This is a genomic window from Photobacterium leiognathi, assembly GCF_030685535.1.
In the GTDB taxonomy this organism is placed as follows: domain Bacteria; phylum Pseudomonadota; class Gammaproteobacteria; order Enterobacterales; family Vibrionaceae; genus Photobacterium; species Photobacterium leiognathi.
In genome coordinates this window covers 1,574,244-1,595,154 of the sequence record NZ_CP131601.1, presented here as the reverse complement: position 1 = coordinate 1,595,154, position 20,911 = coordinate 1,574,244, and the positions used below count along the sequence as shown (strand labels likewise).

Here is a 20,911-nt window from a genome sequence, read left to right as displayed (position 1 = left end):
GTATCAATCCCATACCCACCAAGTTTACATCTAGTTACAAATTAAATATTCGAAATTTATCCGCCTGACAGTGATAATAGTTTTTTATCAAATTGTTAAGGATAAGTGGAAAATGGACAGTAAACTTTCTAAACCCACAATAGCCCTTCATTGGATCACTGGTGTACTTTTTATTGGTGTGATTATTTTAGGGTTATACGTAGAAGGTCTGCCTAGATCGCCTGAAAGATTTGAGCTTCTTGGTATACATAAATCTTTGGGTGTCATCGTTCTTGCTGTCGCACTGATTCGTATTGCTTGGCGATTTAAAGAAGGGGCGCTCCCTGCTGCGCCTGAACAAAGTAGAGCACTACAAATTTTTGCTAAAAGCATACAACACCTACTGCTACTCGCTACCCTACTAATGCCTATTTCAGGCATCATGATGAGTGTCGGTGGCGGTAGAGCGTTGGAAGTATTCGGCGTTGAAATTCTGGCTGCTAGAGAGAAAGTTGAGTGGTTAGGCTCATTAGGACATACCATTCATGGCATTGCCGCTAACATTATCATCGTCCTTATTGTGCTTCATGTTCTTGGCGCTTTAAAACACCAACTAATCAACAAAGACAATACGCTGGTACGTATGTTTGGCCGTTAAATAACAAGATAGTCGAGCTAGCCAAAACGCATTAGGGTTCTATACATAAGGGCTAAGTTGTAATAGAAAGCAACTTAGCCCTTTGCTATTTCTCGATTAAGCAGTATTTCATTTCGCTATAGCTCTTAATAGTATGAGAGAAACCCACACCACTATCGTAATGCTCCTTCTCCAATCTGACATTAATATGTTACTAAGAATTTAATGAATTACGTAACCAGTGAACATTGATCGCACAAGTGTTCGTAACTCTGCAGGTATGCTTTAAAGTTATTGAACTGTTTCAATGCACCTTTAAACTACGAGGTTAAATTCACTATGAATTTTGTAGCACATATATAGATCACACCTAACATGGACTAAAGGTGCAGGATGCCAGATTTAGATATGAGAACAGTCAGCTTTCTAGTCTCATTTTTATCATTCATATTTGGGGTTGGCCTGCTGTTCTTTCACTTTGAGCAAAAAAACTTCAAAGGCATCAATCTTGTTGCTATTTCACAGATATGCATGTCCATTGGTATCGGGTTGATTTTCCTGCTTGGAAAGATCCCTATGTGGGTATCTGCACTCCTCTCTAATATGATTTTATGTGGCGGATTTACACTTTGTCTGTATGGTATTTGCCAATATCGAGATGCCTGCTCTCGACTATGTAAAATATCACTTTTAGGGCTTATCCCTTTATTTCTAGCCCTGCTCTATTTTTACTTTATAGAAAACTCCCTCAATACGAGAGCTGCCACCGCAAGTTTACATTTAGGCATCACCCAGCTTTTTGCTTGTATCGTGATAGTAAAAGGCAAAGCATTTGATAATCCTCTTCCTCAATACACTCTTGCTCTCGCTTTTGGTCTGGTTTCTCTCACCATGTTTATCAGAGCCTTACTATTAATTCAGGCGGATGAATTAAATCAATACATACAAGCAGGTTGGGTACACCAAATCCCTTATTTGTCCTCGATGTTTCTGATTATGGCGACGTCATTTAGCTTAGTTTGGCTTGTTAACGGACGTTTAACACGATCAGTTGAAGCACTTTCGATACGAGATAACCTCACGTCTTTATATAACCGTCGAGGAATGGATAAACTGACCAATCAAATAACAACGGACAAATCAAAACAACCACTGCCACTCGTTGTGATGATGTGTGATATCGACCACTTTAAATCAATCAATGATCAATTCGGACATCTGGTTGGCGATCAAGTCATTGTTAATGTGTCTGAACAAATCCAAGCGTGTGTCAGAGTCAATGATGTAGCTATTCGCTATGGTGGTGAAGAATTTCTGATCTTGTTGCCAAATACGCCCCTTGCCAATGCACACATTGTCGCAGAGCGTATCCGTAATGCTGTTTATAACATCCCACTTCATCATCAAAATATGTCGCCCATTTCGATTAGTATTGGCGTTTCTCAGCAACACAAAGGTGATAATTTAGATAGTTTAATTAGAGAAGCAGACAAGGCGCTATACCAAGCAAAAAAAAATGGTAGAAACTGCGTAGTCATTGCGCCTTGTGAGTGTGAGGAAATAAGATTAAAACACGCCTAGTAAACGATTTGAAACTCCTGTGCAGCACAACTTTGGCAATAATTATCAGAGTGCATCCACCCTTTTAAAAGATTTCTTTCACACTTAGTGCAAAATCCGAAGTACTTTGTTGTATTGAGCAGTAATGCTATTTCTTCATCTAGCTTTACCAAATCAACAGAAGTTTCTAAAGTTTTGACGGTTACCCACTTAGATACAGGAGTGTGTGGACCATTCCATTTAATTTGGAGTACTTGCAAAACTAATTTATTATTCCCTCTTTTTACTCGAATAAATTCTTTATACTCATTATTCATTTTTTCCTCTTGCATTCCATGCCCCACCCTTAAACACTATCTAAAAGATATTGAACACATATAGCTATCACAATGTAATCGAAATCACTGCACTATATTAATTACAAATAAAGAAGTAACAGGACTACTTCTTTAGTATAAAATAACCTTAATTAAAGTATTGATTTAGGTATGTATACTCTCTCACATAGTGTGATTGAAACGAATGAATAATCATATAGTTATCGTTTAGACCAACGAAGTATCCCTCTTAGCACAATAATAAGCACAACCATATTAAGCGCAAAACCAATACTAACGAGTAAAATAGTCAGCGGATTACACACATAGATACTGGCATAACTGCTGCAAATCGCACCCACTTCAATGGTGAAGAATGACCATGGCAATGCTAACCAAAGAAAGATAACATGGTTTTCATAAAGGAAATGATTAAGCTCGGCGCTGATAAATAATGACAAGAACCAGATCATGCCGTAAACAAGAGGGATTAGCAGTCCAATACAAAATATTCGCTTTTTATTCATCATTCTTCCCTCCTTTTACCTTAATAATAGTCAGTTTAGTCTCATCGCTACCATTATAGTATTTTGAAGTAGCAGGCTTGTTCTGAGCGCATCCATTGAGATTAAGTTACATCAGGTATAGTTATTAGCATTATTAACTAGATAAGCGGGAATTTGTATTTCTCTTATTTCATTGGGTTATTATCCTTTATATTTATTTTTCATTAATAATCAAAATCACAAATAACAATCATTCTTATCAAAGTTTAATTATGGTGCGATAATTACTTAATATCAGAATTGAAACTTCATTCCTCAAATATAACAGATTAATTTTTCCTTAATATCGTGGTTAATTATTGTTAATTGTTTTTTACCTCAGCAATGTTAATTTAATAAGTAATAAATCACTACTAATTACTCATATTCAAATGAGTGTTAAATCATAATAAATCAAATATTTACTCGTTTTAGGCTTTGATAGACACAAGTTTAACGCTAACGGGTGAATAGCATTTATGTATTAAGGACGACTTATGTCTGCAAAGCAAATTGTAAGAAATTCAGCATGTCTTAATACCAAAAGTATTGGCCCTAAACCTAAAATGCTTCCCGTTTATAAAGACTACCTGCCGCCTTGTAATCAACACTGCCCTACAGGTAATGATATTCAAGGCTTTCTCGCATTAGTGCGTGATTTAGAATTCAAAAAAGCATGGCAAAAGTTAGTGATAAATCAACCTATGCCCGCCATTCATGGTCGTGTTTGTTATCACCCATGTGAAATTAGCTGTAACCGCGCACATACGGACTCTCCGGTTTCGATTCAACAAGTTGAACGTATGCTAGGTGATTTAGCCATTGATCAAAAATGGGCTTATCCAACAGTTAATGAAGAAACCAATCGTAAAATTTTGATCATCGGTGCAGGCCCAGCAGGTTTAGCCGCTGCCTATCATCTTCGTTTAGCGGGTCACCAAGTCGAAATCCGTGATGCTAATCCCCATGCAGGCGGCATGATGAATTACGGGATACCAGCTTATCGTCTACCTCGTAATATCTTGCAGCAAGAAGTTGAAAAAATTACCGATATGGGCGTGAAGCTTACGCTTAATCATAAGGTTACCGATATTGTTGCAGAAAAAGAGCAAGGTGAATTTGATGCCGTATTCCTTGCTATTGGCGCACAAATTGGTCGTCATTTAAAGATTCCAATGGAAGATTGTGGTCCCATTATGGAAGCCACTGAATATTTAAACCTAGTCGGTAATGATCAAGGCCCTAAGCTTGGTAAACGTATTGTAGTACTGGGTGGTGGTAATACTGCAATGGATACCGCACGTGTCGCTAAACGTTTAGGCGCTGAGGAAGTCATGGTGATCTTCTTTTCTGATCGCAACCACATGACAGCCCATGAATTTGAAGCAGATGAAGCAGAAGCTGAAGGTGTGAAGATTCACTGGATGCGAAATCTTACCTCGATTCATGGCACTGAATTTACCATGGAAATTATGGCGTTAGATGAAAATGGTGACGCAAAACCCACAGGTGAAGTTGAGACTCTTCAAGCTGATGCCATGGTTTTTGCTATCGGGCAAGACATTGAAAGACAACTTCTTTCAGGCGTTGAGAATGTCGAATTAACACCTGATGGCTGCATCAAGGTTAACGATCATATGATGACAGGCCATGAAGGTATTTTCGTCGGCGGTGACATGATCTCTTCATCTCGTTCAGTCACTACCTCCACAGGACACGGTAAAAAAGCAGCACGTAATATTGATGCATGGTTACGTGGTGGTGTTTACCTCACTGAAGAAAAACACCAAGTTGTCACTCACGATATGCTGCAACTTTGGTACGAAATTGATTCCAACCGTAATCCCATTAACGAAGTCGCTGTTGCTGAACGTGTTAAAGACTTTACCGAAGTAGTACAAGGGCTAACCATGGACCAAGCCGTCTATGAAGCGACACGTTGTTACAGCTGTGGTAACTGTTTTGAATGTGATGGCTGCTACGGCGCATGTCCTGAGCAAGGTGCCATTATCAAGCTTGGTAAAGGTAACCGCTACAAATTTGACTACGAGAAATGTACAGGTTGCCAAGCCTGCGTAAACCAATGTCCTTGTCATGCTATTGCAATGTCACCTGTATCTGACATTCCTTTCACACTAAAAAAATAATAAGGGGAACTTCTATGACGCATCAATATAAAACAATGGATGGCTGTAGCGCAGTTTCTCATATTGCTTATCGTGTAAACGAAGTCGCTGCGATTTACCCAATTACCCCCTCTTCACCAATGGCAGAATTAGCTGATCAATTTGCTGCAGAAAAACAACGTAATATTTGGGGCGATGTGCCAAACATTATCGAAATGCAGTCTGAAGCAGGTGCCGCAGGTGCTACCCATGGCTCGCTCCAAACTGGCGCATTAACAACGACGTTTACCGCTTCTCAAGGTTTATTGTTAATGATCCCCAACATGTACAAAATCGCTGGTGAATTAACATCAACGGTGTTTCATGTTGCAGCTCGTTCATTAGCCACAGGGGCGCTATCTATCTTTGGCGATCACCAAGATGTGATGGCTTGTAACCAAACAGGCTTTGCGATGTTAGCATCCAGCTCGGTACAACAAGCTCATGATAACGCCCTTATTGCTCAAGTCGCGACACTGGCTTCTCGTGTGCCTTTTATTCATTTCTTCGATGGTTTTAGAACCTCTCATGAAGTAAATAAAATTGATGTCATGAGTGATGACATCATCCGTGAAATGATCAATAACGACGATGTGATTGCTCACCGTAAAAGAGGGTTAGCGCCTGAACGTGCTTTTATTCGTGGTACTGCGCAAAACCCAGATATTTACTTCCAAGGTCGTGAAGCAGTTAACCCGTACTACCAAGCTGTACCAAACATTGTTAATGATGCAATGGTTAAATTTGCCCAATTAACAGGTCGTGAATATCAGCCATTTAGTTACTATGGTGATCCTGAAGCAACGTCCGTTATGGTGATTATGGGTTCAGGTGCACAAACAGCACGTTTAACCGTTGATGAGCTTAATAAAAATGGGAAAAGTGTCGGTTTAATCGAAGTTCATTTATACCGTCCATTTGCTGTTGATTACTTCACTAACGTCTTACCTGAAAGTTGTCATCACTTAATTGTCATGGATCGTTGTAAAACACCGGGTGCAGTTGCAGAGCCTTTATACACTGACGTCATGAGTGCTTTAGTAGAACAGTGCTCTGTTGGTAAACGTATCTGCTTGCCTAAAATGACGGGTGGTCGTTACGGTTTATCATCTAAACAGTTTACTCCTGCAATGGTTAAAGCGGCGTTTGATAACGCTATCGCCGAGAAACCCATTAGCCAATTTACGGTGGGTATTAATGATGATGTGAGTTTCACCAGCTTAGCCATCGATAACAATTACACCTTAGAGCCAGATAACACGGTTCGTGCGGTAATTTACGGTTGGGGCTCGGATGGTAGTGTCGGTGCAAGTAAAAGTACTATTAAAATCATCGGTGCAAAAGACAATAAATTCGTTCAAGGTTATTACGACTACGATTCTAAAAAAGCAGGTTCTCGTACTGTCTCCCACCTTCGTTTCGGTAATGCTCCTATTGAAGCTCCTTGGATGATTGAACAAGCTTCATTCGTAGGGATTAATCAGTTCAACTTCTTAACTAAATTTGATTGTCTCGTTAATTCAGAAAAAGGGGCAACCATATTACTCAACTCCCCTTATGATGCCGAGCATGTTTGGGATCACCTACCACTAACCGTGCAGCAACAAATCATCGATAAAGAATTATCACTTTACGTGCTTGATGCAATGAAAGTGGCGGCAGAGACTAATATGGGTCGTCGTATTAACACTATCATGCAAACAGGTTTCTTCATGTTAGCCAACGTGTTCGAACAACAAGAAGCCATTGAACAAATCAAACACTCCATCGAAGTAGCGTATTCTCGTAAAGGTCAAGCGGTTGTAGAAATGAACTGGAATGCGGTCGATCACGCCGTTTCTGCAACCCAGAAAGTAACCATTCCAGCAACAGCTACATCTAACGTTGAGGTGAAATCGACCATTGGTGATGATCAACCGCAGTTCTTACAGAAAGTCACCAAAGAAGTGATGGCAATGCGTGGGGATTTGATCCCAGTATCAGAAATTCCATGTGATGGTACCTTCCCATCAGGGACTACACGCTTTGATAAACACCGCCAAGCCGTGAACGTACCAAGCTGGGATCCTGAGCTTTGTATTCAATGTGGTAACTGTTCGTTTATTTGTCCACACGCCACTATTCGTTCAAAAATCTACAATAAAGATGAATTGGCAGCAGCACCAGAAAACTTCAAATACACAGATGTCAGTGCGCGAGGTTTCCCAGATACCGCTTATACCATTCAAGTGTATGCAGAAGATTGTATGGGTTGCACCTTATGTGTCGATGCTTGTCCTGCTCACAGTGCAACAGATTCAAGCCGTAAAGCATTACAAATGGTGCCAGCGGCTGAACAATGGGATGAGCAAGCACCGAATGTTGAATTCTTTGAATCACTACCTCAACTGCCGATTAATCAAGTGGATTATTCAACCGTTAAGGGCGTGCAATTCTTGCCACCACACTTCCAATTCCCAGCCTCTTGCGCAGGTTGTGGGGAAACTGCTGTTCTAAAAGTGATTAGTCAGCTATTTGGCGAGCGTTTAATGATTGCCAATGCCACAGGTTGTTCTTCAATCTACGGCGGTAACATGCCAACGACACCATGGACACAAGGTAAAAACGGTTATGGCCCAGCATGGTCTAACTCATTGTTTGAAGATAATGCTGAATTTGGTTTAGGTTATCGTATTTCCGTTGACCATCAAAAAGACATGGCTTCACGCTTAATCAAGGAGTTAGAACCTGAAATAGGTAATGAGTTAGTACAAGCTGTATTAACTGCCGAACAATCAACAGAACAAGCTTGTTTAGAGCAACGTGAACGTGTTGAAGCTATTCGTGAAAAACTGATCGGTCATCCAAAATCAGCCGAATTAGATTCAGTGATTGATACTCTAGTTGAACGTTCAATCTGGATCGTTGGTGGTGACGGCTGGGCATACGATATTGGTAGCGGTGGTCTTGACCATGCTTTAGGTTCATCTCGTAATATTAATGTATTAGTAATGGATACCGAGGTGTACTCAAATACAGGTGGTCAAGCATCGAAAGCAACACCACTTGCTGCAACCGCAAAATTCGCTGCTGGTGGTAAACCAACCTTCCGTAAAGAACTCGGTTTACAAGCAATCTCATACGGTAATGTCTACGTGGCGCAAATTTGCTTAAATGCAAACCCACAGCAAGCATTGCAAGCGTTACGAGAAGCAGAAGCTTATGACGGTCCATCATTGATCTTGTCATACAGCCCTTGTATTGCTCACGGTTTTGATATGACACAAGCGCGTCAACAAGCGAAAAAAGCGGTGTACTCTGGTCACTGGCCTCTTTACCGTTACAACCCAATGCTTAAAGAGCAAGGTGAGAATCCATTTACGTTAGATTCACTTCGTCCAACCATAAGCAAAGCTGAATTTATGCAACAAGAAAGCCGTTTTAACCAACTGTTCAAAACTAATCCTGAGCATGCTGTTGAACTCTTTGACAGAGCCCAAGCAGTAGCATTGAAAAAATGGTCTGTGTTTGAAGAAATGGCAGAAACTGATGCCGCTTGGTTTGAGCCTGAATTAAGCTCTGTAGTACCAGCCAAAAACAACTAAACACTTAAGCTAAAATGAAAAAAGTAAGCCCCAAGCGGTTATTCAACACTTGGGGCTTACTTTTATAAAACGGGTTAGACAAACAGCGTTAAAACATTCGAATGCTTAACACTCCGATGTCGCGACTTTGACTTCACTAATGTCTGGAGCACCGACAAACTGCTTTGCCGCAATGTACTCAACATAACATTTTCTAAAATTCGTGTTTCCCTTTGTAGGCTGTTGTCCACGAAAAAAGATATGAAATCCACTGTAGTTATTCGGTAATAAAATGAATTTCGAATTGGTTTTGTATTTATCATCATTAGAAAACAATTCAACATCCATATTCACTAGCGCTTTAAATTCTTTAAGAAACCTCTCACGTGGCAATACACGAAACAACGGATAACCATCGTTTTTGTTAATCAAAATTTTCACACCATTAATAGTTAAGAAATGCTGCACATTACCTTCGTGATCTTCTGTTGTAATGTTTGCATTCACCATTTCTTGCTTGGCATGGAATAAATCGAATGCACTTTGTATAGCCGCCCTGCTGGATTTCATCACGGCGACGCGAGCATCAGACGGTAACTCCATTGTCTTTAACGATGCAACAACACCTATGATGCCAAGAATGACGATAACGACAACCAGCTCTATAAGTGTAAATCCTTTATTTTTATTCATTTGTCGCATCCGATTATTCCCAAAAATGTGCATGAACTTAACTAAAAATTCACAATAAGAATTAATTAACCGAAAGATAATCCATAACAACAATATTCTGCAAGTTTTTATTCTTTACATTCCTCTTTCATAGCAATAACAACCGCATTAGAATACCGCGCACATTCACTGGGAGAATAAGATGCGCAACCAACACCGCACGGCTCAACAGCTGCCCTTATTTACGCTTATAACGCTATACACCATTATCTTTCTTGGCTCTGCCGGATTTTTTATTACGATCCCTGCCTATGTCAGCTTATTTTTAACTGATCATTCATTGGAATTTGCCAAGAGTATGCCGATCGAACAACGCCGCATGTTGTTTGGTACGGTAATGTCTGCCGCCCCATTTATTTCGATGTTCTTTACCCCTTTTATTGCGCGTTTTGCCGATAAGTTCAGCCGTAAGACCGTGATTGCCATTTGTTTGGTGATCGTAGCTATCGGTTTCGCCTTACCGATTTATGCGATTGTGGTGAGTTCAGTGATCATTTTATTTGTCGGTAACATGATCAACAGCTTAGGCTCAGCTAGTCAGCCGATTGCACAAGCGATTTTGGCGGATAACAGTGAAGGGAAAAACAAAGCAACATTGATGAGTTTAGTCGCAGTGGTAATGACGGCGGCCATGTCTTTTGGTCCAGCGCTGGGCAGTAAACTGTCTGCAAGCTATGGTGCTCAAGCGCCATTCTATGCTTGTTTGCTAATTGCTATCGTTAGCTTAGCGTTGCTGTTTATTATTCGTTTACCTATTCAAAATACGGTAAAGGAAGAGAACCCGTTCTCATTTGCGAAACCATTAAAGCGTAGCCAAAAAGGATTATTAAACTGTCTGTTTATTGTGTTTATCTGCCAGTTTAGCTGGAGCCTCTATTTCCAAAACATTGCGTTTATCTTCCCACAGAAATGGAATATTGCAGTAGAAAGTGAGTTCTACCAATACTTTATGATGGGTATTGGTATCGTGATGATTTTCTCTTTGCTATTACTCCCTCGCCTAATATTGAAACGTTTCTCTGTGTCCTCTGCACTTCGAGTAACAACAGCGCTTTCGGCAATTGGTATGTTGCTGCTAGCCATAACGCCAACACCAACCAGCCATGTATTGGCGATGATCTTTACTGCAACCATGGTGGCACTGTGTTTTCCTCTTTACATCACAGCGCTTTCAGACAGAGCAAGTGACATCGACCAAGGTTGGGCAATGGCGCTTTCAAGTGCAATGGTTGGCTTAGCGTGGACATTAACCGGATATTTGACTGCTATGATGGTGAATGTACACCTATTACTACCAACAGGTATCGCGGTTATTGGCTACCTAGCAGCAATGGTAATGGTACCTACTCAAAATACGACTATATAGAAGAAAACACCATCAGAATTGGAAGCAGCATGACAAACAGCAAAACATCATTAGAACACCTACTTAAAGCCCATGACTTTCACCCTGTCGTTCCAAAAGAATTACAATTTGGTACAGGGTATATTGTTGATTTAACACCAAGTAGTGATTTATGGAGTATGGTTACTGCAGAGCATAGCTTTGCTGATGAAATAGTAAACCGTGCTGTTGCAGCTAATGCTACGGTGGTGATTGGTCGTTATGCTGAACATCGTTTGATCTACCAAGATAAAGCTAACTTTACCGATTCCCCTGATCGTACGGTTCATATGACTATTGATTTAGGTTTACCTGAAGGTACACCTGTTTATGCCCCACTTGATGGTGAAGTCTTTGGCCTTGCTAATCACACCGCAGACGGTGACTATGGTCCAACTGTGATCCTAAAACATAAGTTAGAAGATCATATTTTTTATACTCTGTATGGGCATTGTGCCACTGAGTATTTATCAACCCTCACCGTTGGACAAAAAATCACAGCAGGTCAGCAATTTACAGCAATAGGCAAAACGGAAGAAAATGGTGGTTGGGCGCCCCATCTGCATTTTCAAATCATCAAAGACATGGGTGATTACAATAATGATTATCCTGGTGTGATTGACCCTAAGCATTTGGATTTTTACCAAGATAACTGCCCAAACCCTAATTTGATCCTAAAGCGTAGCGATTTAGATTAATCTGCATACATAAAAGCGCCTATTAGCCTTTAAGCCAATAGGCGCTTTTTATTTACGCTTTTGCCAACACGACAGAATTATCATTCCACCAGCGTTGTACTGAGATATTCACTAACGACATGGTGATAAGTACGCATGCCATTACCCACTCAACACTTGCTAAATGGCTAACAATAAAGGTTAACGTAAAGATCCCAACCATTTGTAATGAGCCAAACAGCGCACCCGTTTGTCCTTTATGCTTAGGGAATAAATACAATGCACTGACCGCTACGACTGAGGTGGTTAAACCCGCACCAAAACAGTAGATTCCCATACCGATAATAATTGTCGCCATGCTGTGAAATACCGCATTCGATAATATCGTTAGCGCCCCAAGCAACATAATACAACTTGCTGCTTTAATGATTCGCCCTTCTGTGGCGGTATATTTTAGAAAACGAATATAAACAATACGCGCACACAAACTACAACCAATGAGCAACAATGAAGACATACCAAAATATTGCACAGGTAAATGGTATTGCTTATTCGCAATAAACGCGCCCATTAAATAAAACACCAGCGCTCCACCGTTAGCCATCACCATCATGATTAAATAGCGTAAAAACTGCGGATTTGTAGCAATCATGGTGTAATCACGAGCAACAACCCTTGGTTTTGTCGCATGAATATTTTTTTCTAAGTGGGTTTCTTTTAAAGCTAAAGCAATAACCACAAATAGCAGTACTGCTAACCCCAACATAAACCAGAAGCTACTATGCCAGCCAAAATGACTTTCTAAATAGCCACCAATTGCAGGTGTTGTCGCTGGCAAGCACATAAATAAAATACTAAACCATGACATCACATCCACTAACTGCTCTTTCGTCAATGAGTCTTGCATTATGGTTCGGCATAATAAAAACAACGCCCCAACACCAATACCTTGTACGGCACGCCCAATAATCAAACCTGATAGTTGATCTGCGTGTAAACAAAGCGCTGAGCCGATAATAAATATCACCGCACCTAAGATCGCAATAGGACGACGTCCAAAGCGTTCAGCGACAGCACCACACACTAATTGGCTTAAACCTAACGCAATGAAGAACGCGCTCACCGTTTGTTGTACTGCTGTCGAGGACACATTCAATGCTTCAGACATCACAGGTAAGCTAGGTGCATACATATCAGAAGCAAAGAAATAGCTACACGCCATTAATAAACTGATAGAAAGTAAACGTAGTAAAGACATGACAACAATCTCCTTAATTGATGTCATTATCTTAAACAGATGTGTTTAGTCTTGTTGTTGAACTAGCGACAACGAGTTGTGATTTTTCGCCAACTTCTGGCGAGCTTTGTCTTGTTTGAAACGATTAAAGGCATGGGAAAAGGCAGATAAGCTGTTGTAACCTAAATCTAATGCAATATCTGTATGTGCGACACCTGCACGACTCAACTGCCATGCTTTTGCCATAACCAACTGCTGTCTTATTTCACGAAATGGCTGATCAAATGTACTGATAAATAAACGATTAAGAGTACGAGAAGATGCGCCACAGTGCTCAGAAAAACGGTCTAAAGACAGTTTAATATCAGGTTCAATAGTCAGTGCTTCAATAATGGGCAGCAAGCGTTTATCAATATCATGATTACTTTGATAAGCATCGCTCTGGAAATTTTGTTTTTTGAGTTGATCAATAAATACCGCTAAATAATGGTGTTGAACATCACTGTTGCGATCAGCACCTTGCTCACTGCCAATATCTTGCGACTCAATTTCTGCCATCACTTGTACCATTAAGCGATTGGTCGAGATAATCGCCATCTCATTGTAGAAATGAGGAATAACATCTGGTGAAGCATGAATAATACTTAAGCTGGTATCTTTCAACACTTTCAAATGATGACGGTGATTAAGAGGCACCCAAATAAGTTGCCCACTAACAGCCAGTATGCTTTTATCCTCTGTTCTAGCAATACCGCAACCTTGGTGGATATAAAAAAGTTGAACAAAATCCTCGTGAGAATGCGGTGCTTTTTCTTCTGTTGGTGCATAACGTTTTATCGAATGAAATAACCGCATTGCTTTCCTTTGAGAGTAAACCAATAAATTCAACCAGTATTATGGCTTAGCTGACTTCATACTGTCTAACCAACCGTAAACAGCTTCCAAGGTTTCAGATGACGGCATACGATTATTACGAGCTTGAATTTGATCAACAGTGTAAATCTCACTACGACGACCATTAGCAAAGTAATGCCGCTTTAAACCAATGGTTACACGCTCTGGCATGAACATTTTGTACACCAGATATTCGCCTTTAATGATCCTATTGTGGTAAATCGAGACACAATGATTTTGCTCGATACCCTCTTGCTCAAGCTCTTGATAATCACAAATCGGCACAATGTTATTATTACCAGGAAATGGGATCATATAAGGCTTATTACTATTCACATCAGGAACAAAATTGATCGTATGCTGCGCCACTACCCAGCGATCATGCAGTGCTCTTAATTCTTCATAAGAGGTCACGGCATGAATACGCTTTATTGAATCGACATCTAACACTCGATAACCAAGTTGGAAAACATCGGACAAAATCTGATTGATTTGAAAACGCTCGCGCTGAGTGGTTTGCGCTAAATGGCGTCCAAGCGGTGTGCCTGTTAGCGTTGGCCATTGCAGGTAAATCTGCAAGGTTAAGTTAGTAATGGTTTTGTAATGACGGAACAATTGAAACGACATTACATCGGGATCCAGCAAGCGATGAATGATCAAAACGATCGAACGAGTCGAGAAATCACTATCAATCCGATCAAGGAAGCGAAGCGCAGCACGACTTGATGCCAAACCTAAGTGTTGTAATATTTTGCGTTGACCCAATTCACACAGTGCCAACACTTCATCTTGATCTAACGGGTATTGTTCACACACCAAATACAATAACGTTGGGCGTTGAAGTAATAACTCACGGGCTTTTTCGCTCATTGCAGCGATCTTAAGCATATATACCCCAAGATCAGCATAACCTCTTGCCTGTTTCACTAATCCTTTAGGAATACTAGCAATCCACGCTTTCCCGCCCTCTAACGATTCAATGTGTTCAATGTAGAACGAACAACTCCCCTCTAATGGTTCACGATGCCCATCAGGGTAAGATCGATACATGGCAAGGTTGTCATGCCAATCATAGAATTCGAGTTCAAATGGGAAGAAAGTCAGGGCTTCATCGAATGATAAAACTAACGGCGTTGAGTGGTGACACTCTTCGCGCTCAGCACAACAAGCAAGCATAAATATCCATATAAATCTGTTAGCCTTGAGTGATTGTTATCGTTATTTACTCAATAAATTTTGATATAAAAAACAATAACAATTGATAAATCTATCATGCCTTAGCGAAGTGAAGATTCAACTGGAAAACTGCAAGGATGAGAAGCTAGTACGAAAAATCTATTAAACAATATGCGGATAATTTTACTGTGTGAACACGGTTATTCTTTCGCAAAAACCACGTTAAATATGCTTTAAAATCAGCCAATAACCTTCTTTCATTTCCACGCTACTCTTTATTTTCACGGATAAAATGTGCAGGTGTATAACCCGTTTTCTCACGAAAGAAGCTAATAAAGGCACTATCACTAGAAAATGCCAAGTGGTGAGCAACTGTCGAAACACGCCACCTTTTAGACAATAATTCAATTGCAGCCAGTAAACGCCATTGCTGACGCCAATTTTGATATGGCATCCCTACTTCTTTATTAAAGATACGAGTGATCGTTTTCGCGCTTGCGCCAACTTGTAGGCTCAGTTCAGCTAATGTTGGAGCAATAAACTCCTCATCATCAATACCTGCAAGCCATGAGGCTAAACGTGGATCTGCTGGAATAGGTAAATTCAAATGACTATCTTGCGCAAGGTTTAACTCTTCAATTAATAAATTTACTGAGTTAACTTGCTCATTATTTGGCTTATCAAGCTCCCAAAAAGACATACGCTCCATTAATGCAGACATTAACGGGTTGATATCAAATATCTTCAGCTCACGCGGTAACTGCGACTGTAAACTTTGATCAAAATATAAAGAACGATACTGGGTAGCATTGCTCGTTTGTGCTTTGTGTTCAATGCCTGCGGGTATCCAAGCTGCACGCATCGGCGGTAAAACACACTTCACACCATCTAAACTGATCACCATACAGCCATGATGAGAAAATAATAACTGATCTTTATTATGTGTATGGTAACCCGAGTCATGCTCTGCTAAATCAGCAGCAAGCCCAATAACTAATCCGTCGTAATCGTCAGCACAAAATTGATCTTCCATTTTAATATAAGCCATCGCATGAGCCTTTTTTTGCCAACATGTCCTAAAAGTGATGTTTGTTGTTCTTATATTAATATCACACCAAATGGCGACAAATATATACTTATCCTCATTGAAATAACAGTCTCGCACTTCACAAAATAGCGATGACATTAATACTTATCATTCTCTGATTCACACAGTTTACTAGTCTTTCGAAGATGGATGATAAAGCGTCAAAGAGGAAGTCATGAATAAAAAAACAATATCAACATTATTATCGATTTCGCTGTTAATGTTTCCACAGCTTATAGAGACGATGTATAGCCCAGCGCTAACATCAATTAAGAATCATTTTTCAGTAACAACATCAGAAGCAGCACAAGCTTTATCACTCTTCTTTATGGTTTTTGCGGTAGGCGTTGTTTTCTGGGGCACCATGTGTGACGTCATTGGACGTCGTTTATCAACACTTCTAGGCATAGCTATTTGTATTGCTTCGGCGACATTTTGTTATTACGCGCCAACATTCCAAGGCTTACTTTATGGTTTTGGTGCGTGTGCCTTTGGTGCTGCTGTTGGCTCTGTATGTACTCAAACTATTTTACGTGACAGCTTTGAAGGTGCGAGTTTAACAAGAATTTTCTCAATTGCTTCAACAAGTATTGGTCTAAGCCCTGTGATTGGTATGTTACTGGGTAGCTGGTTGACAGCTCACGGTGGCTACACTTGGGTATTTGCAGCGATGATGATCATGTTATCACTACTGTTACTTTGGGGTGGCTTTGCATTACCAGAGACAAAACCAAACCACATCAAACGTGATAGCTTGTTTTTAGTGGCAAATAAAATGCTTCGTGACAGCCATATTTGGTATATCGCTTTAATGGTAGGACTGGCAAACATTGCCCTATTCTCTTACTACAGCATCGCACCATTTATGTTTGAGCACCTAGGTGCTAGCGTTAAGTTTTTTGGTAATACGAGCTTTGTGTTAGCTGCTGGTTCAATTTTAGGTTCGCTACTCAATATTCGTTTGATACGCAGACATATTCGCGGTGATATCATCGTAATGTTATCGACATTAATGATGCTGACATCAGGTTTAGGTGTTTACTTATTGCAAGAAACGGTTTGGTTCTTTATTCCAATGGCATTGGTATCACTGTCTTTTGGTCTAGCGTTACCTAACTTGTTTAGTACTGCTTTAATCAATTACCGAAACCACTTAGGCACAGCTGGTGCATTACTTGGCTTGTTCTATTACTTAATCATTGGTTTTGGTCTAGAACATGCTGCTCATGTTGGCAATCTAGCATTAACATTACTCGTTTGTGGTGGTTGTTCATTTGTGCTGGTAATGGTGAAAATTCTAGTTACAAAAAGCAATAAACAAACCAGTGATAACGTAACTGCGAGTTAACTCGGTAATAACTCATTAAGCCCGATGATAAATCGCAACTAATAAAAAAGCCGCATAAGATGCTCTATCTATAAAGCGTCTCATGCGGCTTTTTTTACTGTTTAGAGTAGTAAAATTAATTCGCCACTGTTGGTAGTTCTGGCAATTGTGAACCTGCGTTATCAGGATAAATCACAAACTCACCATGGAACTTCACTTTTGATTTGTAATCAGTAATTTTGTAAAGCAATACACCTTGCTGATAAGCCAAATCAATAAACTGCTGAGTATTACCACGCATATAAAATGATAGCGGCTTCACCAGTACGCCTTGCTCATCAATTGATTGCTTGTATTGTGCAGCACACACAACGAGTGATGCTTGACCATCAGTATGGTGTGACACTTTACGGTTCACTTCATATTCGTTAGTGATCAACCAATCTGCTTGCTCTAATACGCGGTAAAAGCTTTCGATTAATTCAGCATTAATTATGGTTGATTTACCGTTCGTGTCATTTAATGCACTTAGAGTGTTTTTAATACGCTCAAATTGCACTTTAAGTTGTGCATTTTTACCCATGGTGCGAGATTGCTTCTGCCACTCTAGTAAGGTTTTAGACACACAATGATCAAAGCGCTGTTGCTTGATCATTTTCGTTACCCATGCACTTAAAAACACAGTTTCACTCACAGGGTTTTTCTGTGTTTTACCCGCGTCTTGTGCGGCAACCAATGTTGATAACCCTTCCGTTACCACATTAAGAATTTCGTTATAGAAAGAAGTCATAAATACATTAAACAATAAAATAAACAGAGCTTACGATGTGCTTACGCATCTTTCGCTAAGCACCAATAAAATCCAGCAGATAGAACCGCACACACCGCCATTGTTCCAGCCATTGGCCATGCTGTGCTATCTGGCATTAAGGCGACAATACTACCGACAAGTGAGCCAATACCAAAGCGGAATGTGCCACCTAATGAAGATGCTGTACCTGCCATTTGTGGGTAACGCGCCAATAAACACGCCATCGAGTTACTACCAATAATAGATAACGTACCTACAAACAACATAACAGGTAACACCGTGCCCCATAAACCAAAGTTAAACCATTGACCAACAAGCAGCATAACACCTGCAAACAATTGGATAGACAGCCCCAATCGTAGCATCCAGTGCGTGCCCTTCTTTCTTACCAAGCGACCATTTAGCGTTGTCATAATGATCAAGACAACAATGTTCAAACCAAAATAGAAACCAAAGTTCGCCACACTGACACCGTAAATATCAATATAAACAAACGAACCTGCGGTTAAGAAAGTAAACATACCCGCAAAAGAAAAACCGCTACAGAAAATAAGACCTAATACAATCGGATTCGCTAACAGTTTGGCGTAGTTACGAATAATCGACATAAAATGAAACGGAATACGATTTTCTTTCGGTAAGGTTTCTTTGATCTTAAAGATAATCGAAAGCAGTACGATCACAGCAAAAATAGCCAAGAACCAAAACACTGAGCGCCAGCCAAACCACACCGATAAATGACCGCCAATCATAGGCGCTAATAGCGGTGCAACTGTCATTACTAAAGTGACAAATGACATGGTACGAGAGAATTCTTCACGCTCGAACATATCACGTACTAATGCACTGATGATCACCGCAGCGGCAGCACCTGCAAAACCCTGCAACACACGGATAAAGGTTAATTCGGTAATATTGGTACTTAATGCACCAAGCACAGTCAGGATGAAAAAAGCGACAGTGCCGAGCAATAGCATAGGTCGACGACCATAACTATCAGCTAATGGGCCGTGAACTAACTGCCCTAATGCAAAACCTGTGGTATAAGCGGTTAATGTAACCTGTACTAAACTGGGAGAAACGAGAAAATCTTTCGCAATGCTTGGCATCGTAAGCAGATACATATCAATAGCCAGTGGCGTTAATGCTGCAATCGCACCGAGGATCAGGATGAGTTGCAGACTCAGACGTGAGCTGTTTGGCGGGTTCATAGCACCTCTTATTATAAGTATATTAGTAAGATATTCGAGGAAAAGCCTGTATTTTACGATAAAAGACTTAAGCAGAACCTTTCTAATATGGAAAAGTGCTATTTCCTTTCTGGCATTATATTTGCTAAGTGAATACTTAGTATTTGACAGATAAAATAAAAGGCATAAACAAATCAACTAATAAGCTGTTCTATGCCTTTTATTACAACACATAATTTATAAAATTACATTAAGAATCGTTTATTTCAGAAAAGAAGCAATCTCTTCTTCCGTTAACGGACGGTATTCACCAGGCTCTAACTCTTCATCAAGTTCAACAGCACCGACACGCTCACGGTGTAAGCCAACAACTTTATTCCCCATTGCGGCAAACATACGCTTCACTTGGTGGTATTTACCTTCTGTGATCGTCAGTAACGCTTCATTCTCACCAAGAATTTCTAGCTTCGCAGGGCGAGTTAGCTCTTTCTCGCTTCGAAGTTGTACGCCATCAGCGAATTGCTGAATATAATCTTCAGTGATTGGATCTGCCGTTTCAACATAGTAGGTTTTTTCACACACATGACGTGGTGACGTAATACGGTGTGACCATTGACCGTCATCAGTTACTAATACAAGACCTGTTGTATCACCATCTAAACGACCAGCAACATGCATTTTCTCTGGGCTAATTTCATCAAACAGCACAAAGATCGTTGGATTGAAATCATCAACGTGTGAACACACAAAACCTTGTGGCTTATTTAGCATGTAGTAACGAGGACCTTGCAACGATAACGAACGACCGTTGAATTCTACATCGCAATCATCTGAAACTTGAACAGAGCCGTTACGGACAACTTCACCATTCACTTCAACCATACGATCTTTAAGAATTTTACCGGCTTCTTTACGTGTGATACCTAACGTAGTACCTAAGAATTTATCAAGCCTCATTAACTGGCTCCGCTACTTGCTACAAAAGGTCGGTATTATAAGACCAAATAACAAAGATGCATTAAAAACTTATCGCCATCATCAATGAGATAAACGTCTCGTAGCCCTAGTTTTGCTTTGATTCGTAATGCACCTTCATGCTGTTAGCCAACAATGTAATGCTATTATCTTGCTCTTTTCTGACTGTTACCTTATCTGAGGTTATCACCACGAATTGATTTTTCTCATTGGTGAAAGGAAAAGTCACCGCAACATCGCCTTGATAAATCGTTTCGTGTTCCTCGCTTTGAATATGGGCACTGGCGATTTTAACTTCTGTACCACGACAAATATGCATCACCACATTACCGCTATAGGTTTTATAACCCTTATAAAGTTGTTCATTTTTTGAAGAAATTGTTAATGGATTAAGCGTACCTGCGAATATACTCATGCTAATGAATAAGCAGGAACATAATAGTGCTAACTTCTTTTTCATCTTCTGAATTCTCTATCATTGTCCTACTATTTTGTTAACAACTTCCTTAACCTTTACTTAACTGTATGCCAGATAAACGCGTCAAATAGTGATTATTTCCTCTCATGGATACTATGTTTCTAAACTTTATATGCCACATCCTTGTTACGTCTTTGTTTCCAAAATAGAATATATGGCGCTCAGCTAAACGATTGC

At 40.1% G+C, this 20,911-nt stretch carries 18 protein-coding genes; 7 read left to right on the top strand and 11 right to left on the bottom strand.

The window, feature by feature from the left end; genetic code table 11:
* The first annotated feature begins 112 nt into the window (after positions 1-112).
* Together Q7674_RS14435 and Q7674_RS14430 are read left to right on the top strand one after the other, a co-directional pair.
* A complete protein-coding gene (locus tag Q7674_RS14435; protein WP_045062912.1) occupies positions 113-637 on the top strand; it encodes a cytochrome b in 525 nt (174 codons plus the stop codon).
* A 372-nt stretch (positions 638-1,009) separates the two neighbouring features.
* Positions 1,010-2,197, top strand: coding sequence for a GGDEF domain-containing protein (locus Q7674_RS14430; RefSeq protein ID WP_045062913.1), 1,188 nt, complete (start codon positions 1,010-1,012; stop codon positions 2,195-2,197).
* Here Q7674_RS14430 and Q7674_RS14425 read toward each other — a convergent pair.
* Positions 2,194-2,508 carry a hypothetical protein gene (locus Q7674_RS14425; RefSeq protein WP_045062914.1) on the bottom strand — a complete coding sequence of 105 codons (315 nt, stop codon included), beginning with the start codon at positions 2,506-2,508 and terminating at the stop codon, positions 2,194-2,196. The two genes, Q7674_RS14430 and Q7674_RS14425, sit on opposite strands and share 4 nt — an antisense overlap.
* Before the next feature lie 206 nt (positions 2,509-2,714).
* Positions 2,715-3,023: a hypothetical protein gene (locus Q7674_RS14420; RefSeq protein ID WP_223295633.1), complete on the bottom strand. Its 309-nt coding sequence runs from the start codon at positions 3,021-3,023 to the stop codon at positions 2,715-2,717.
* A gap of 512 nt (positions 3,024-3,535) precedes the next feature.
* Between Q7674_RS14420 and Q7674_RS14415 the strand changes: the two genes are divergently transcribed.
* The gene (locus Q7674_RS14415) at positions 3,536-5,185 is read left to right on the top strand and encodes an NAD(P)-binding protein (RefSeq protein WP_305424093.1); all 1,650 of its coding nucleotides are present in this window, start codon (positions 3,536-3,538) and stop codon (positions 5,183-5,185) included.
* 14 nt (positions 5,186-5,199) lie between these two features.
* Complete coding sequence (gene nifJ / locus Q7674_RS14410) at positions 5,200-8,787, top strand: pyruvate:ferredoxin (flavodoxin) oxidoreductase (protein WP_045062915.1); 3,588 nt, start codon at positions 5,200-5,202, stop codon at positions 8,785-8,787.
* Between the two features lie 105 nt (positions 8,788-8,892).
* On the opposite strand, the gene Q7674_RS14405 is transcribed toward nifJ, so the two are convergent.
* Positions 8,893-9,459 carry a prepilin-type N-terminal cleavage/methylation domain-containing protein gene (locus Q7674_RS14405; protein ID WP_162184321.1) on the bottom strand — a complete coding sequence of 189 codons (567 nt, stop codon included), beginning with the start codon at positions 9,457-9,459 and terminating at the stop codon, positions 8,893-8,895.
* Between the two features lie 181 nt (positions 9,460-9,640).
* Here Q7674_RS14405 and Q7674_RS14400 point away from each other — a divergent pair, with 181 nt between their 5' ends.
* On the top strand, positions 9,641-10,864 hold the full coding sequence (locus Q7674_RS14400) for an MFS transporter (RefSeq protein WP_305424090.1): 1,224 nt from the start codon (positions 9,641-9,643) through the stop codon (positions 10,862-10,864).
* A gap of 29 nt (positions 10,865-10,893) precedes the next feature.
* Positions 10,894-11,580, top strand: a complete 687-nt coding sequence (locus tag Q7674_RS14395) for a peptidoglycan DD-metalloendopeptidase family protein (protein ID WP_305424088.1) — start codon at positions 10,894-10,896, stop codon at positions 11,578-11,580.
* A 52-nt stretch (positions 11,581-11,632) separates the two neighbouring features.
* Here Q7674_RS14395 and Q7674_RS14390 read toward each other — a convergent pair whose 3' ends face one another.
* From Q7674_RS14390 to Q7674_RS14375, 4 genes are all read right to left on the bottom strand, one after another.
* Positions 11,633-12,817, bottom strand: a complete 1,185-nt coding sequence (locus tag Q7674_RS14390) for an MFS transporter (protein WP_008987171.1) — start codon at positions 12,815-12,817, stop codon at positions 11,633-11,635.
* 45 nt (positions 12,818-12,862) lie between these two features.
* Positions 12,863-13,651, bottom strand: a complete 789-nt coding sequence (locus Q7674_RS14385) for a helix-turn-helix domain-containing protein (protein WP_045062918.1) — start codon at positions 13,649-13,651, stop codon at positions 12,863-12,865.
* Positions 13,652-13,690: 39 nt separating this feature from the next.
* Positions 13,691-14,866: a PcfJ domain-containing protein gene (locus tag Q7674_RS14380; RefSeq protein WP_045062919.1), complete on the bottom strand. Its 1,176-nt coding sequence runs from the start codon at positions 14,864-14,866 to the stop codon at positions 13,691-13,693.
* 268 nt (positions 14,867-15,134) lie between these two features.
* Positions 15,135-15,914, bottom strand: coding sequence for an AraC family transcriptional regulator (locus tag Q7674_RS14375; RefSeq protein WP_045062920.1), 780 nt, complete (start codon positions 15,912-15,914; stop codon positions 15,135-15,137).
* Positions 15,915-16,128: 214 nt separating this feature from the next.
* On the opposite strand from Q7674_RS14375, the gene Q7674_RS14370 reads away from it, so the two are divergent.
* On the top strand, positions 16,129-17,301 hold the full coding sequence (locus tag Q7674_RS14370) for an MFS transporter (protein ID WP_045062921.1): 1,173 nt from the start codon (positions 16,129-16,131) through the stop codon (positions 17,299-17,301).
* A gap of 115 nt (positions 17,302-17,416) precedes the next feature.
* Here the strand turns inward: Q7674_RS14370 and Q7674_RS14365 are convergent, their stop codons facing one another.
* From Q7674_RS14365 to Q7674_RS14350, 4 genes are all read right to left on the bottom strand, one after another.
* Positions 17,417-18,070, bottom strand: a complete 654-nt coding sequence (locus Q7674_RS14365) for a DUF2913 family protein (RefSeq protein WP_045062922.1) — start codon at positions 18,068-18,070, stop codon at positions 17,417-17,419.
* Positions 18,071-18,111: 41 nt separating this feature from the next.
* On the bottom strand, positions 18,112-19,302 hold the full coding sequence (locus tag Q7674_RS14360) for a Bcr/CflA family multidrug efflux MFS transporter (RefSeq protein ID WP_305424084.1): 1,191 nt from the start codon (positions 19,300-19,302) through the stop codon (positions 18,112-18,114).
* Between the two features lie 240 nt (positions 19,303-19,542).
* On the bottom strand, positions 19,543-20,238 hold the full coding sequence (gene rsuA, locus Q7674_RS14355; RefSeq protein WP_008987179.1) for a 16S rRNA pseudouridine(516) synthase RsuA: 696 nt from the start codon (positions 20,236-20,238) through the stop codon (positions 19,543-19,545).
* A 106-nt stretch (positions 20,239-20,344) separates the two neighbouring features.
* Positions 20,345-20,716 (bottom strand): hypothetical protein, encoded by a 372-nt coding sequence (locus Q7674_RS14350; protein ID WP_045062923.1) that lies wholly within the window; start codon positions 20,714-20,716, stop codon positions 20,345-20,347.
* Positions 20,717-20,911: the final 195 nt, after the last annotated feature.

What these genes read in the sequence shown, in the direction of transcription:
- Q7674_RS14360 (WP_305424084.1), bottom strand. Translation starts at nt 19,302, where the DNA reads ATGAACCCGCCAAACAGCTCACGTCTGAGTCTGCAACTCATCCTGATC.
- rsuA (WP_008987179.1), bottom strand. Translation starts at nt 20,238, where the DNA reads ATGAGGCTTGATAAATTCTTAGGTACTACGTTAGGTATCACACGTAAA.
- Q7674_RS14380 (WP_045062919.1), bottom strand. Translation starts at nt 14,866, where the DNA reads ATGCTTGCTTGTTGTGCTGAGCGCGAAGAGTGTCACCACTCAACGCCG.
- Q7674_RS14395 (WP_305424088.1), top strand. Translation starts at nt 10,894, where the DNA reads ATGACAAACAGCAAAACATCATTAGAACACCTACTTAAAGCCCATGAC.
- Q7674_RS14405 (WP_162184321.1), bottom strand. Translation starts at nt 9,459, where the DNA reads ATGAATAAAAATAAAGGATTTACACTTATAGAGCTGGTTGTCGTTATC.
- Q7674_RS14375 (WP_045062920.1), bottom strand. Translation starts at nt 15,914, where the DNA reads ATGGCTTATATTAAAATGGAAGATCAATTTTGTGCTGACGATTACGAC.
- Q7674_RS14430 (WP_045062913.1), top strand. Translation starts at nt 1,010, where the DNA reads ATGCCAGATTTAGATATGAGAACAGTCAGCTTTCTAGTCTCATTTTTA.
- Q7674_RS14435 (WP_045062912.1), top strand. Translation starts at nt 113, where the DNA reads ATGGACAGTAAACTTTCTAAACCCACAATAGCCCTTCATTGGATCACT.
- Q7674_RS14420 (WP_223295633.1), bottom strand. Translation starts at nt 3,023, where the DNA reads ATGATGAATAAAAAGCGAATATTTTGTATTGGACTGCTAATCCCTCTT.
- Q7674_RS14365 (WP_045062922.1), bottom strand. Translation starts at nt 18,070, where the DNA reads ATGACTTCTTTCTATAACGAAATTCTTAATGTGGTAACGGAAGGGTTA.
- Q7674_RS14350 (WP_045062923.1), bottom strand. Translation starts at nt 20,716, where the DNA reads ATGAAAAAGAAGTTAGCACTATTATGTTCCTGCTTATTCATTAGCATG.
- nifJ (WP_045062915.1), top strand. Translation starts at nt 5,200, where the DNA reads ATGACGCATCAATATAAAACAATGGATGGCTGTAGCGCAGTTTCTCAT.
- Q7674_RS14370 (WP_045062921.1), top strand. Translation starts at nt 16,129, where the DNA reads ATGAATAAAAAAACAATATCAACATTATTATCGATTTCGCTGTTAATG.
- Q7674_RS14390 (WP_008987171.1), bottom strand. Translation starts at nt 12,817, where the DNA reads ATGTCTTTACTACGTTTACTTTCTATCAGTTTATTAATGGCGTGTAGC.
- Q7674_RS14425 (WP_045062914.1), bottom strand. Translation starts at nt 2,508, where the DNA reads ATGCAAGAGGAAAAAATGAATAATGAGTATAAAGAATTTATTCGAGTA.
- Q7674_RS14400 (WP_305424090.1), top strand. Translation starts at nt 9,641, where the DNA reads ATGCGCAACCAACACCGCACGGCTCAACAGCTGCCCTTATTTACGCTT.
- Q7674_RS14385 (WP_045062918.1), bottom strand. Translation starts at nt 13,651, where the DNA reads ATGCGGTTATTTCATTCGATAAAACGTTATGCACCAACAGAAGAAAAA.
- Q7674_RS14415 (WP_305424093.1), top strand. Translation starts at nt 3,536, where the DNA reads ATGTCTGCAAAGCAAATTGTAAGAAATTCAGCATGTCTTAATACCAAA.